We start from the raw sequence: 12,952 nt of genomic DNA, 5'->3' as shown, positions 1-12,952 counted from the left end.
TGGCCCTTCGGGCCATCCCGGAATGACGGCGGAAGTCGTTGATACGGCTCACGCGCTCTTCGCGAAATGCTCGCCATAGGCCTGGCGCAGCTCGACCTTGCGCAGCTTGCCGGTAGCCGTCATCGGCATCTCCTCGAGCACCCGCACCAGCTTCGGCACCTGGAAGCCGCCAAGCGACTTGCGGCAGTGCTCGAGCAGCTCGGTCTCACTGGCCTGCGCGCCGGGCTTGAGCTTGACGAAGGCCGAGACGGCCTCGCCCCATTGCGGATGCGGCAGGCCGACGACGGCGGCATTCTGCACCGCCGGATGCGCCAGCAGGGTCTCCTCGATCTTGACCGAGGCGACGTTCTCGCCGCCGGACTTGATCATGTCCTTCTTGCGATCGAGGAACAGCACCTCGCCCTTGTCGATGACCGCGAGGTCGCCGGTGTGGTGCCAGCCGAACTTGCGGGCGTCCTCGGTCGATTTCGGATCCTTGTAGTAGCCCAGCATCACGTTGGGCCCGCGATGCACCAGCTCGCCGATCTCGCCGGGCGGCAGCAGATTTCCGGCATCGTCCATGATGGCGGTCTCGTTGACGAACAGCGACTCGCCCCAGTAGTTGCCGAAGCGGTCGAGCTGGACCTCGGGCCGCGACATCGTCGTCGCCGGATACATCTCGGTCTGACCGCTGGTCAGCGCGAAGTTCGGACACAGCTCCTTGATCGCGCGCTCCAGCAGCGGCCGGCCCATCGGCGCCATGGTGTAGAGGCAGGTGCGCAGATGCGAAAGATCGAACTCCTTCCGCCGCGGATGATCGAGGATGGCTTGGTACATCAGCGGCAGACCGACGAACACGGTCAGCCGATCGCGTACGATCGCCTCCATGCAGGCGACCGGGTCGAAGCCGCGCATCACCGCCATGCGGCCGCCGACCGAGAGATAGCTGAGCAGCAGCACGTGACCGGCACAGTGGAACAGCGGGAACTGCCCGGTGATCCCGTCGTCGCGCGAGAGCTGCATCTCGATGCAGTTGCTCATGGCAGCCATCACCACGGCAAGGTGACAGTGCATCGCGCCCTTCGGCCGCGACGTCGTGCCCGACGTGTAGATGATCATCGCGAGATCGCGATCGTTGATCTCGATCTCGGGCTCGACGTCCGAATGCCCCTGGATGAGGTCGGTGAAGCTGGCAAGCCCCGCGGTCCTCGCCGTCCCGGTGAGATCGACGGCGACCAGCTCGACGCCGCGCTGTTCCAGCGCCGCCCGCCGCTCCGGCTGCGCAAACAGATTGTCATCTATGAGCGCGAAGCGGACCTCGGCATGGCCGAGGATGTAATCCATGTCGGCGGCCCCGAGCATCGTATTGATCGGCACCCAGACGAGACCGGCGCGATGGATGCCGAACAGCGCTTTGACGAACTCGATCGAGTTGTTGCAGACGGTCGAGATCTTCTCGCCCGGCTTCAGCCCCTTGGCGACGAGATGGTTCGCAAACCGATTGGCATCGCGCTCGAGCTCGGTGAACGTCACCCGACGGGCGCCGTCGGTGATCGCCACCCGCTCGGGAAAGCGGCGCGCCGCGCGCTTCAGGAGATCGCCGATCGCAACCCGGCCGATGCGGCCGGGACCGGACACGCCGCCGGTGGCGTCGAGATTGGTCATTGGTCTGTTCCCTCCCATCCACGTCATTGCGAGGAGCCGAAGACGACGCAGCAATCCAGGGCATCTTGCAGAGCTCTGGATTGAGTCGCTGCGCTCGCAATGACGGCGTCTGCCTGCGTCAGTTCACCGTGCCGAACATCTGCCGCGCCTCGGCCGGGCTTGCGATCTCGCGGCCGGCGCGCCGCGCGCACGCCGCGATGGCCTCGATCAGCTGGCCGTTCGAGGTCACCTTGGTGCCGTCGGCGAGATAGAACGTGTCCTCCAGCCCGGTGCGGAGATGGCCGCCGAGCTCGGCGCAGCGCTGGTGCAGCGGCCAGATCTCCGCCCGGCCAATCGCCGTGACTTGCCAGTGCGCTTCCGGCAGCTTCAGCTTGAGCAGGATCGGCAGCAGCTCGGGATCGGCCGGCATGCCGGAGGCGACGCCCATCACGAAGTTGTATTCGAGCGGGCCGTCATACATGCCGGCCTGGCGATACATGCCGACGCAGCGGACGATGCCGACATCGAAGCATTCGAATTCCGGGATCGTGTGCGCGTCCTTCATCGCGTCGAGATAGTCCTGGATCTTCTCGACCGAGTTGTCGAACATCATCGGCGGCCAGGCCCAATTGTTGTCGGCCTTGACCTTCAGATAGTTCAGCGAGCCGGCATTGCAGGCCGCGATCTCCGGCCGGGTTTGCCGGATGCAGTCGAGCGCGCCTTGATAGTTCGGTCCGGACACGCCCGAGGTGTGATTGATGATCACGCCGGGACAGGCCTCCCGGATCGCCTGCTGGATCTCGCGGGAGACGTCGACGTCCCAGGACGGCAGATGCCCCTTGCCCGGCGCCTGCTGGCGCAGATGAATGTGCATGATCGCAGCACCAGCGTCATAGGCGCGCCGCGCCTCGCGCGCCATCTCCTCGGGCGTGACCGGCACATGATGCTGCCTGGGATCGGTGAGCACGCCGTTCAGCGCGCAGGTGATGACGGCTTTGTCGCTCATGGCACTCGTTCGATGGGCTGCGCGCAGGCGGCGCTGTGCTGACAGGATCCGTATATGACGGCCGCACGCCGGGATCTGCTTGCGTTGACTCGCTGGTGACATGCGGCGCAACCGGATATTGCTTTGCATCAAGTCCGCGGCCGGAAACGGCGCTAAGCGGTTCCGGCTTCTCCTCACGGGCGTGCAATGTCGATCGACCCACAACCTGCGCCGATGTTTCCCAATGGCTTGAGCGCGGCGGAGGCAGCGCGCCGGCTGCGGACGGAAGGCTTCAACGAGCTGCCGCAACCGGGCTCGCGCTCGATCCTGCGCCTCGTCGCCGACGTGCTGAAGGAACCGATGCTTCTCCTGCTGCTGGGCGGCGCCGGCATCTATCTCGCGCTGGGCGACGCGGCGGAAGCGATGCTGCTCGGCGTGTTCGCCTCGGCCTCCGTCTTCATCACCATCGTGCAGGAGGCGCGGACCGAGCGCGTGCTGGAATCGCTGCGCGACCTGTCAAGCCCGCGCGCCCTGGTGATCCGCGACGGCGAGCGCATCCGCATCGCCGGCCGCGAGGTGGTGCGCGGCGATCTCATCGTGCTGGCGGAAGGTGATCGCGTCGCAGCCGATGCGGTGCTGCGGCAATGCGACGATCTGCTGACAGATGAATCGTTGCTGACAGGCGAATCCGTGCCGGTGCGCAAGCGGCCAGCCGCCGGCGAAGCGATGGACGCGGCAACCGTGGCCGGCGGCGACGACCAGCCCTTCGTGTTCTCCGGCAGTCTCGTCGTCCGCGGCGGCGGCATTGCCGAGGTGATGGCGACCGGGCCGCACACGGCGATCGGCAGGATCGGCCAGTCGGTGAGCGCCCTGGAGACCGAGACGCCGCGGTTGCGGCAGCAGACCCGGCGCCTGGTGGTGGCGTTCGCGATCGGCGGCGCCATCGTGGTTGCGATCACGGTCGTGCTCTATGCGGTGTATCGCGGCGGCTGGCTGGAGGGAATCCTCGCCGGCATCGCGCTGGGCATGTCGATGCTCCCGGAGGAATTCCCGGTGGTGCTGACGGTGTTCCTGGCGATGGGCGCCTGGCGCATCTCGCAGGCGCGGGTGCTGACGCGGCGCGCTTCGGCGATCGAATCGCTCGGCGCCGCCACCGTGCTGTGCTCCGACAAGACCGGCACGCTGACGCAAAACCGCATGATGGTGGCCAGGCTGGTGCTGCCGGACGGCGGCGCGCTGCAGCCTGCGACGGCGACGCCGGAAGCCATCGCACCGCCCTTCCGCGATCTCGTCGCCACCGCCGTGCTCGCCTGCGACCCGCAGTCGCATGATCCGATGGAGAAGGCGCTGCACGCGCTCGGCGCCGACGCCACCGCGGGCGCCACGTTGCAGCGGCGCTACGGTCTGCGCCCCGACCTGCTGGCGATGACCAACGTCTGGTCGCGCGACGGCGCCGGTGTCGTGGCGGCCAAGGGCGCGCCGGAAGCGATCGCATCGCTCTGCGGCGTCGATGGCGACGAGCTGGCGGCGCTGCAGGCGCGCGTCGAGACGCTCGCCGCCGAGGGCCTGCGCGTGCTCGGCGTCGCCCAGGCGAGCTGGAGCGGCGAGGCGCTCCCCGACACACAGCAGGACTTCGCGTTCTCGTTCCGCGGTCTCGTCGGCTTCGCCGACCCGCTGCGTCCGGAGGTGAAGGATGCCGTCGCCGAGTGCCGCTCCGCCGGCGTCCGCGTCATCATGATCACCGGCGACTATCCCGCGACGGCCACCGCCATTGCGCGGCAGGCCGGGATCGATCCCGAGCGCGTCATCGCGGGCCCCGAGCTTGCTGATCTCGACGACGACGCCCTGGCGCTTGCGGCGCGCGCGCCGACGGCGTTCGCGCGCATCATGCCGGAGCAGAAGCTGCGCATCGTCACCGCGCTCAAGGCCGACGGCGAGATCGTCGCGATGACCGGCGACGGCGTCAATGATGCGCCGTCGCTCAAGGCCGCGCATATCGGCATCGCGATGGGCGGCCGCGGCACCGACGTCGCGCGCGAGGCCTCGGCGATCGTGCTGCTCGACGATGATTTCGGCTCGATCGTCAAGGCGATCCGGCTCGGACGGCGCATCTACGACAATCTGCGCAAGGCGATGAGCTTCATCCTCGCCGTGCACTTTCCGATCGCCGGGCTGGCGCTGCTGCCGCTCGTCACGGGCCTGCCGCTGCTGCTCGGACCCGTGCACATCGCCTTTCTCGAGATGATCATCGATCCCGTCTGTTCGCTCGTGTTCGAGGCCGAGACCGAGGAAAGCGACATCATGCGGCGGCCGCCGCGCGATCCGCAGGAGCCATTGCTGCCGCGGCCGCTGGTGCTGTGGGGGGCGCTGCAGGGCATCCTGGCGATGCTCACCACGGGTGGCGTCCTGCTGCTGGCACACCGCAACGGCATGCCGGACGACGAGCTCCGCGCGCTGGTGTTCTTCACCCTGGTGTCGGTGATCGTCAGCCTGATCTTCGTCAACCGCTCGTTCTCGAGCTCGCTGCGCGAGGCGCTGCTGCGGCCGAACCGCATGTTGCTGCTGGTGATCGGCTTCGTCGTCGCCGTGCTCGCGACCAGCCTGACGCTGCCCGCCGCCGCGGCGCTGTTCCGGTTCGGACCGCTGCACGCCGACGATCTCGCCCTGACCGCGACAGCCGCGCTGACCACGCTGATCCTGCTCGAACTGTCGAAGTTCCCACTGCGCGCCGCGCTCGCGCGGCACGCAGCCAGGAAAAGTCAGGTCAAGGCGACCTCGCCGGCGCGGTAGATCGCGAGATCGCGCGAGCCGGAGAAGATCGCGCGCGGCTTCAGCCCGTAGAAGCGGCGGATCGAGTGGCTGAAATGCGTGGAATCCGGATAACCGATGTCCTGCGCGAGATGCGCCAGGTTGAGGTCCTGGTTGGCGTAGTTGAGCAGATGCCGCGCGCGCTTCCAGGCGCGGAACGAGCGGAAGGAGATGTCGGTCTCCTCCTTGAACAGATGCAGGAAGCGCGACGTCGAGAGCCCGACGGCGGCGGCGCAGCTCTCGGCCGTGGCCGGCTCGCCGGAGAAGCGGCTGATCAGGCCGATCGCCTTGACCACGCGGGGATCGAGCGTCCGCTGCGGCAGCACCTCGCCGAAGCACAGCCGGTCGAACACGGCGCTGGTGACGTCGCCGCTCAGCGGCCGCTGCACCAGCTCCTCATAGGCGGCGCGGATGCGGCCGGCATAGGCCTCCGCCTCGCGGGTGACCTTGCTCGCGAAGCGATCCAAGGTGCCGATCGGCACGCTCTCCGGCTCGATCGTTACGACGATGACGGTCCGATAATCACTCTCGATCGTGTGCGGCCTGTTGGGCGGCACGACCAGCAGCTCGCCGCGACGCTCCTCGCCGCCGTCGGGAATCAGCCGCAGGCTGCCGGTGAGCGCGACGTAGATATGGCACGCGCCCGAGCAGCGCTGGCGCGGACGGCCGAGCAGCCCGGCGTAGAAGACGCGCTCGGGCGTGATCAGCATGAGATGGCCGGAGTCCCGGCGGGTCACATCCATGGTCTTCCTCCTGAGGCGCGGCTCTGTCGGCCGCTTCTTTGGAGAAGAACCATAGCGCAATTCGCGCCCCTGTCATCGGCGACGATTGCCGATTTTTGTCGCGGTTAACTCACCGATCCGAGATGATCGTCATTCCGGGGCGCGCATGAGCATCGCCCCGGAATGACGTGCCCAAAGCTACGGCCTTACCCGCGGCTCGATGCCCTGCTCCACGCCCGCACGCTGCTCGGCGGCGCGTGCCCGCTGATAGCCCTCGCGCTGCTGCAATCGCACCCAATAGGCAGCCACATTCGGCGCAAAATCCTTGGCGAGCCCAAGCGTGTCTGCGAGACGCAATGCATAGCCGATCACGATGTCGGCCGCGGTGAAACGACCCGCGCACAAGAACTCGGCATTCGCGGTCGCTGCCTCCACGGCGCGCAGCCGTCCCAGGAACCACTTGGCATAATCCGTGGCGACCTGCGGCGAGCGACGCTCCTCCGGCTCGAGCTGAGTGTATCGCAATACCAGCGTCTGCGGGAACGTCAGCGTGGCGTCGGAGAAATACATCCAGTTCAGGAACGCGCCGTAGTCCTTTTCCTCAGGCCCGACCATCAGCGGCGTCGGGCCGTGCTTGATGCCGAGATAATGGCAGATGCCCGAGGACTCCGTCATTTTCGTCTCGCCGTCGATCATGAACGGGATCGTGCCGAGCGGATTGATCGCCAGATACTCCTTCGCCAGCACCCGCGGCGGGAACGGCAGCATCTTCAACTCGTAGTTAAGTCGAAGCTCTTCCAGCATCCACAGCGGGCGGAACGAACGCGCGCCGTCGCAATGATACAGCGTGATCATCAGGCGTTCCCCGCTTTGCCGGTGCCGGGCAAGGTCCCCATCATCTTGCACAGAATGGTCAACATCACCTCGTCGGCGCCGCCGCCGATCGAGCTCAGGCGCGAATCGCGATAGGCGCGGCTGACCGGGGTCTCGTTCATGAAGCCCATGCCGCCCCAATATTGCAGGCAGGCGTCGGTGAGCTCGCGGCCGAGCCGGCCGGTCTTGAGCTTCACCATGGTCGCGAGCCGCGTCACGTCCTCGCCGGCGATCAGCGCCTCCGCGGCCTGGTAGGTCAGCGCGCGCAGCAGCTCGACCTCGGTCTGCATTTCCGCGAGCTTGAAATGGACGACCTGGTTGTCGAGGATCGAGCGACCGAAGGCCTTGCGGTTGCGCGTGTACTCGATGGTCGCGTTGATGATGGACTCATGCGCCTTCAGGCAGGCGGCGCCCGCCCACAGTCGCTCCTCCTGGAACTGCATCATCTGATAGGTAAAACCCTGCCCCTCCTCGCCGATGCGGTTGCGCTTGGGCACCCGGACGTTGTCGAAGAAGATCTGCGCGGTATCCGACGAGCGCATGCCCATCTTGTCGAGCTTGCGCGCGACCTGCACGCCCTTGCTCTTCATCGGCACGCAGATCAGCGACTTGTTGCGATGGACAGGTCCGTCGCTGGTGTTGGCGAGCAGGCAGATGAAATCGGCCTGGGTGCCGTTGGTGATCCACATCTTGCCGCCATTGATGACGTAGTCGTCGCCATCGCCGCGCGCCTGGGTCTTGATCGAGGCGACATCGGAGCCCGCGCCGGGCTCGGAGACGCCGATGCAGGCGACGTAGTCGCCGGAGATCGCGGGCGCCAGGAACTCCTTGCGCACCTCGTCGGAGCCGAACCGCGCCAGCGCCGGCGTCGCCATGTCGGTCTGCACGCCGATCGCCATCGGGATCGCGCCGCAATTGATGGCGCCGAGCTCTTCCGCCATCATCAGCGCGTAGGAATAGTCCAGCCCCTGGCCGCCGAACTCGACCGGCTTGTTGAGGCCGAGAAAGCCGAGGTCACCGAGCTTCTTGAACAGCTCATGCGCAGGGAAGATGCCGGCTTCCTCCCATTCGTCGACGTGAGGATTGATCTCGGCGGCGATGAACTTCTGCAGGATGCGGCGCGGTTCGTCGTGGTCGGCGGAGAAGAGCATGTTTCATTCCCTGTCATTCCGGAGCGATCGCGAGCGACCGAACCGGGAATCTCGATATGGTCTCATTTGACTGAGTCACGCTCGTCATTCCGGGGCAAGGCCGCAGGCCTTGAACCCGGAATCCAGAGATTGCTTTGCGTTCGTTGCAACAACCTCGAGATTCCGGGTTCAGCCCTGCGGGCTGCCCCGGAATGACGCGCGCGGGAGGCACGCGTCACAATCCCATCTGCCGGCTCGCCAGGTCCTTCATGATCTCCTCGGTGCCGCCGCCGATGGCGTTGACCTTGACCTCGCGATAGATCCGTTCCACGCGGACACCCCGCATGAAACCGGCGCCGCCGAAGATCTGCACGGCTTCGGAGGCGCAGTAGGCCATCGTCTGCGTCGCCTGGTTCTTCATCATGCAGATCTCGGCGACCGGATTGTCACCCTGTTCGAGCCGCCACGCCAGCATTTCCAGCATCGCCTGCGATGCCGCCACGCGCTGCGCCATGTCGACCAGCTTGTGGCGGATGACCTGGTGCTGCGCGAGCGGCTTGCCGAAGGTTTGGCGCTCCTTGGCGTAGGCAATCGCATCGTCGAGGCAGACACGGGCGTAGGCCGTGCAGCTCGCCGCCATGCCCATCCGCTCGCTGTTGAAATTGTGCATGATCAGCTTGAAGCCCTGCCCCTCCTCTCCGATCAGGTTCTCGACGGGCACGCGGCAGCCGTCGAAATGCAGGGTCGCGGTGTCCGACGCCCACCAGCCCATCTTGTCGAGCTTGGTGCGCGTCAGCCCCGGCGTGTCGCCCGGCACGAGCAGCAGACTGACGCCAGCCGGCCCCGGTCCGCCGGTGCGCACCGCGACCGTGATGTAGTCGGCCCGCATCCCGGAGGTGATGAATGTCTTCTCGCCGCTGACGACATAGTGATCGCCGTCGCGGACGGCCCGGGTCCTGAGATTGGCAACGTCTGAGCCACCGCTCGGCTCGGTGATCGCCAGCGCCGAGATCTTGCGCCCAGCCAGAATCTCCGGCAGCACGCGCGCCCTCACCTGCGGCTGCGCGGCGCGCGCGATCGGCGGCGCGCCGATCGTATGGCTCATCAGGCTGGCGCTGATGCCTCCGGCACCCGCACGCGCCAGTTCCTGCGACGACACGATCTTCATGAACTGGTCGGCCGGCACGCCGCCGAATTCCTCCGGGAAGCCGAGCCCAAGCAGGCCGATCTCCGCCGCCTTCAGATATAGCGCGCGCGGAAATTCTCCGGCCTCGTCCCACGCGCTCGCGAACGGCGCGATCTCCTTGTCGACGAAGCGCTTGATGACGTCGCGGAAGGCCTCGTGCTCGGCCGTGTAGAACGGGCTTTTCGTCATGGCGGTGCCGGGAGCATCCTGCTTCGTGCGCTTCCGAAGATGCGCCGGAAACGCCCGCATCAACTTGCGTGGAGTGGCTGACCGGCAAAATCACCTGCGGCGCGCCCGGTCGGCCCGGCCGGCCTCCCGGGGCCAGCGCCTGGACGCAAGACAGTGCATTGCACACATCTGCCCACTCGTTGCCGTGAGCGGCCTTCCATGGTCGCCATCGCCGCAAGCCAAGAACAAGAACAAGAATCACGAAAATTCAACCAGAGGAAGCCCAGGGAATGTTGCCGATGACGACCAGGACACTGCTCTCATTCGCGGCCGCGGCCGCCTTTTCCGTACTGGCGAGCCAGAGCGCGCTTGCGCAAAAGAAATACGACACCGGCGCCACCGACACCGAGATCAGGATCGGCAACGTCGAGGCCTATAGCGGCCCGGCCTCGGCCTACGGCATCATCGGCAAGACCGAGGAGGCCTATTTCAAGATGATCAACGATCAGGGCGGCATCAACGGCCGCCGGATCAACTTCATTTCCTATGACGACGGCTACAGCCCGCCGAAGACGGTCGAGCAGGTGCGCAAGCTGATCGAGAGCGACGAGGTGTTCCTGGTGTTCAACGCGCTGGGCACGCCGACCCAGACCGCCGTGCAGAAATATCACAACGCCAAGAAGGTGCCGCAGCTGTTCCTCGCCACCGGCGCCAGCAAATGGAACGACCCGAAGGAATTCCCCTGGACCATGGGCTTCCAGCCGAGCTACCGCGTCGAGGCGCGGATCTTCGCCAAGTACATCCTCAAGGAGAAGCCGAACGCGAAGATCGCGATCTTCTATGCCAATGACGATTTCGGCAAGGACTACGTCCTCGGCATCAAGGAGGTGCTCGGCGACAAGGCCAAGACCATGATCGTCGCCGAGGAGAGCTACGAGACCACCGAGCCGTCGATCGACTCCCACATCGTCAAGCTCAAGGGCACCGGCGCCGACGTGTTCGTCAACATCTCGACGCCGAAATTCGCGGCGCAGGCGATCAAGAAGATCGCCGAATTGGAATGGAAGCCGATGCATCTGATGACCGACGTCTCGATCTCGATCGGCGCGGTGATGAAGCCGGCCGGCCTCGAGGCGTCCGAGGGCGTGCTGTCCGCCGGCTATCTCAAGGATCCGTCGGACCCCCAGTGGAAGGACGACGAGGGCATGAAGAAGTTCATGGCCTTCATCGACAAGTACATGCCGGGCGCCAACATCTCCGACGCCAACCTCGCCTATGGCTATGCCGCGGCCCAGACCATGGTGCAGACCCTGAAACAGTGCGGCGACACTCTCACCCGCGACAACGTCATGAAGCAGGCCGCCAGCCTCAAGGACTTCGCGCCGGATACCCTGATCCCGGGCATCAAGGTCAACACCGGCCCCAACGACTTCGCCCCGATCGAGCAGCTCAAGATGATGCAGTTCAAGGGCGGCAAATGGGACCTGTTCGGCGACATCATCAGCGCGGACGTCGGGGGATAGCAGCGTCGCTGCGGCGCCTCACTCGGAATCGTCCAACGACGCGCCGCATCGCTTGAGCCCCCCTCTCTCTACGCCGACGATCGGCTCCCCTCCCCCTTGCGGGGAGGGGTTGGGGGTGGGGGTCTCCGCACTCCAAAGGCCGTGAAGGGCACAGCGCATTTCGGCGCCGCAACCACCCCCCAGAACAATTCCTTCTCATCACCCCAATACTTCGAGCGGTCTTCGTGGACCCCCACCCCCGACCCCTCCCCGCAAGGGGGAGGGGAGCAGACTGCCCGTGACGCAACATTCTGCCATCCAAAAACTTATTGCTATTTTTCCGAATCCATGATCATCTCTCGACATCCCGCCTCACCGCAGAGGGGCGTTGCGCGCGATCGTCACGACACGCGAGGCGGGGATGCGGTGGCCGCGAGAGATCGCAGCGTCTTCTCACGAGGGCGCGGACGAACGATCGCTCGCGGACGTGAAGTCGCAGCGTCCTGACACCCCGAAGCTGGTGTCCAGCGCAATGCGCGCAAGCGCATTGTCGCCATGGTGGCCAACAAGCCGGCGCACCAGGGAGACTGCGTATAAGCGTTCAACCCATCGCGCAGGGAATGCCGGCGTGCTCGGCTTTGCCTGTGGTACCTGCCGCCTGCATTCTTTTCGCAGGCGGGCCATGGGTGAGGCCTTCACCCGGCATTCCCTGCGCCCTCTGCACTTTCAGGAGGGACGAACCGGTCGCATAGCTCGGGCGTCACCCGCCGCGAGACGGTATCTTTGTGCCCCTCTTTCACAATTTCCGAGCGTTGCTGAGACCCGAATTGCTCGCAACGTTCGCGCTGTTTGAGATGTGAATCCGATCTCCCCTCCCGTCGTCCCGGACAAGCCGTGACGTGCGCCAGCACGCCGCGGCGCCGATCCGGGACCTATACGCCGCAGCAGACATGAGGGGCGAGATGCTCATGACTATCCTGCCTCAACCCACGCCCTATGGTTATGGATCACGGCGTTCGCCGGGATGACGGGGGTGCGTTGAGGCGATGCCGCCCCCCCAACATGCTCCGTCATTGCGAGTGAAGCGAAGCAATCCAGGCTGAGTGCGAGACTCTGGATTGCTTCGTCGCTTCGCTCCTCGCAATGACGGTGGTGAGTTTTGCGCCCAACACGTCACGGCACGCCCTGCACGAACAGCGCGAACGGCTCCTCGACCGTCTTGCGCAGGTGCTCGCGATACAGCGGGTAGTGCCGGTCATCCGCGCCGAGCCGGCCGAAGCTCGGCTCATCGACATTGCGCAGCGGCAGCAGCGCGATCGGCGCGGCGATCGGTGTCAGCAGCGAGCCGCGGCCGGCGAGCAGGGTCGTGATGATGCCGTACATCTCGCCGGTAATGGTGGGACGCGACACCGTGATCAGCCGGTGCTGGCCGTGGCGGTTGGTGACGAGGTAGACGAAGCCGGACTGGTTGGGCACGGCGACCTCGCCGAACTGCGTGAACGCCGCATCGAGCCGCGCGCCCTCGCGAAACACCAGCGACGACGCCGCATCGTCCCAGACGATGTCGGTGCGGTACGCATAGACGGCGTCCTTGTCGCCGAATGACGGCCGCAAGGTGACGTAGGTGCCCTCGATCCACTCCACAGCCCGCCGCGAATAGGAGCCGAGGCTGTCGGGCGCAATGCCGCCGCTTGCGGCAGGTGCGGCGAGAGGTGCACTCGGCGGCTTGCGCAGGGACATGCCGAGCGCCTGCTCGAGCCGGACGATGGTAGCGAGCGTGAACGGGCGGCGGCCGCCGAGGGCCTTCTCCAGGGTCGAGAGGCTCAGCTTGGCCTGCTCCGCCAGCGCCTGCCGCGACATCCGGCGCCGCGCGATCTCCTCGCGGATGGTCTCCGCGACCTGCCGGCTCTGTTCGTCGGAAAGCTCGCTGTTGTCCGGGTTCGACATCCTGTCCC

Annotated in this window: 9 protein-coding genes; 2 read left to right on the top strand and 7 right to left on the bottom strand. The window is 66.1% G+C overall.

Annotated features, from left to right (window positions below):
* Positions 1-48: 48 nt before the first annotated feature.
* Positions 49-1,644: an AMP-binding protein gene (locus ACQR03_RS21590; protein WP_434841861.1), complete on the bottom strand. Its 1,596-nt coding sequence runs from the start codon at positions 1,642-1,644 to the stop codon at positions 49-51.
* 118 nt (positions 1,645-1,762) lie between these two features.
* Positions 1,763-2,629: a 3-keto-5-aminohexanoate cleavage protein gene (locus ACQR03_RS21585; protein WP_434841860.1), complete on the bottom strand. Its 867-nt coding sequence runs from the start codon at positions 2,627-2,629 to the stop codon at positions 1,763-1,765.
* 186 nt (positions 2,630-2,815) lie between these two features.
* On the opposite strand from ACQR03_RS21585, the gene ACQR03_RS21580 reads away from it, so the two are divergent.
* Complete coding sequence (locus ACQR03_RS21580; protein ID WP_434841859.1) at positions 2,816-5,398, top strand: cation-translocating P-type ATPase; 2,583 nt, start codon at positions 2,816-2,818, stop codon at positions 5,396-5,398.
* Here ACQR03_RS21580 and ACQR03_RS21575 read toward each other — a convergent pair.
* The 4 genes from ACQR03_RS21575 to ACQR03_RS21560 all read right to left on the bottom strand — a co-directional run bounded on the left by ACQR03_RS21575 (position 5,368) and on the right by ACQR03_RS21560 (position 9,516).
* Complete coding sequence (locus ACQR03_RS21575; RefSeq protein WP_315827916.1) at positions 5,368-6,159, bottom strand: helix-turn-helix domain-containing protein; 792 nt, start codon at positions 6,157-6,159, stop codon at positions 5,368-5,370. The genes ACQR03_RS21580 and ACQR03_RS21575 overlap by 31 nt on opposite strands.
* Before the next feature lie 177 nt (positions 6,160-6,336).
* Positions 6,337-6,993, bottom strand: a complete 657-nt coding sequence (locus tag ACQR03_RS21570; RefSeq protein WP_434841858.1) for a glutathione S-transferase family protein — start codon at positions 6,991-6,993, stop codon at positions 6,337-6,339.
* Positions 6,993-8,162, bottom strand: coding sequence for an acyl-CoA dehydrogenase family protein (locus tag ACQR03_RS21565; protein ID WP_434841857.1), 1,170 nt, complete (start codon positions 8,160-8,162; stop codon positions 6,993-6,995). The genes ACQR03_RS21570 and ACQR03_RS21565 overlap by 1 nt, the downstream gene beginning before the upstream one ends.
* A gap of 214 nt (positions 8,163-8,376) precedes the next feature.
* Positions 8,377-9,516, bottom strand: a complete 1,140-nt coding sequence (locus ACQR03_RS21560; RefSeq protein WP_315717057.1) for an acyl-CoA dehydrogenase family protein — start codon at positions 9,514-9,516, stop codon at positions 8,377-8,379.
* A gap of 269 nt (positions 9,517-9,785) precedes the next feature.
* On the opposite strand from ACQR03_RS21560, the gene ACQR03_RS21555 reads away from it, so the two are divergent.
* On the top strand, positions 9,786-11,018 hold the full coding sequence (locus ACQR03_RS21555; protein WP_315717056.1) for an ABC transporter substrate-binding protein: 1,233 nt from the start codon (positions 9,786-9,788) through the stop codon (positions 11,016-11,018).
* Between the two features lie 1,152 nt (positions 11,019-12,170).
* Here ACQR03_RS21555 and ACQR03_RS21550 read toward each other — a convergent pair.
* Positions 12,171-12,944: a helix-turn-helix domain-containing protein gene (locus ACQR03_RS21550; protein WP_316226990.1), complete on the bottom strand. Its 774-nt coding sequence runs from the start codon at positions 12,942-12,944 to the stop codon at positions 12,171-12,173.
* Positions 12,945-12,952: the final 8 nt, after the last annotated feature.

The organism is Bradyrhizobium sp. HKCCYLS3070 (genome assembly GCF_051167575.1).
Lineage (GTDB): Bacteria > Pseudomonadota > Alphaproteobacteria > Rhizobiales > Xanthobacteraceae > Bradyrhizobium.
Note: the sequence above shows the minus strand (reverse complement) of the source record. Positions and strands in the feature narration are given on the sequence as shown.

What these genes read in the sequence shown, in the direction of transcription:
- ACQR03_RS21590 (WP_434841861.1), bottom strand. Translation starts at nt 1,644, where the DNA reads ATGACCAATCTCGACGCCACCGGCGGCGTGTCCGGTCCCGGCCGCATC.
- ACQR03_RS21585 (WP_434841860.1), bottom strand. Translation starts at nt 2,629, where the DNA reads ATGAGCGACAAAGCCGTCATCACCTGCGCGCTGAACGGCGTGCTCACC.
- ACQR03_RS21580 (WP_434841859.1), top strand. Translation starts at nt 2,816, where the DNA reads ATGTCGATCGACCCACAACCTGCGCCGATGTTTCCCAATGGCTTGAGC.
- ACQR03_RS21575 (WP_315827916.1), bottom strand. Translation starts at nt 6,159, where the DNA reads ATGGATGTGACCCGCCGGGACTCCGGCCATCTCATGCTGATCACGCCC.
- ACQR03_RS21570 (WP_434841858.1), bottom strand. Translation starts at nt 6,993, where the DNA reads ATGATCACGCTGTATCATTGCGACGGCGCGCGTTCGTTCCGCCCGCTG.
- ACQR03_RS21565 (WP_434841857.1), bottom strand. Translation starts at nt 8,162, where the DNA reads ATGCTCTTCTCCGCCGACCACGACGAACCGCGCCGCATCCTGCAGAAG.
- ACQR03_RS21560 (WP_315717057.1), bottom strand. Translation starts at nt 9,516, where the DNA reads ATGACGAAAAGCCCGTTCTACACGGCCGAGCACGAGGCCTTCCGCGAC.
- ACQR03_RS21555 (WP_315717056.1), top strand. Translation starts at nt 9,786, where the DNA reads ATGTTGCCGATGACGACCAGGACACTGCTCTCATTCGCGGCCGCGGCC.
- ACQR03_RS21550 (WP_316226990.1), bottom strand. Translation starts at nt 12,944, where the DNA reads ATGTCGAACCCGGACAACAGCGAGCTTTCCGACGAACAGAGCCGGCAG.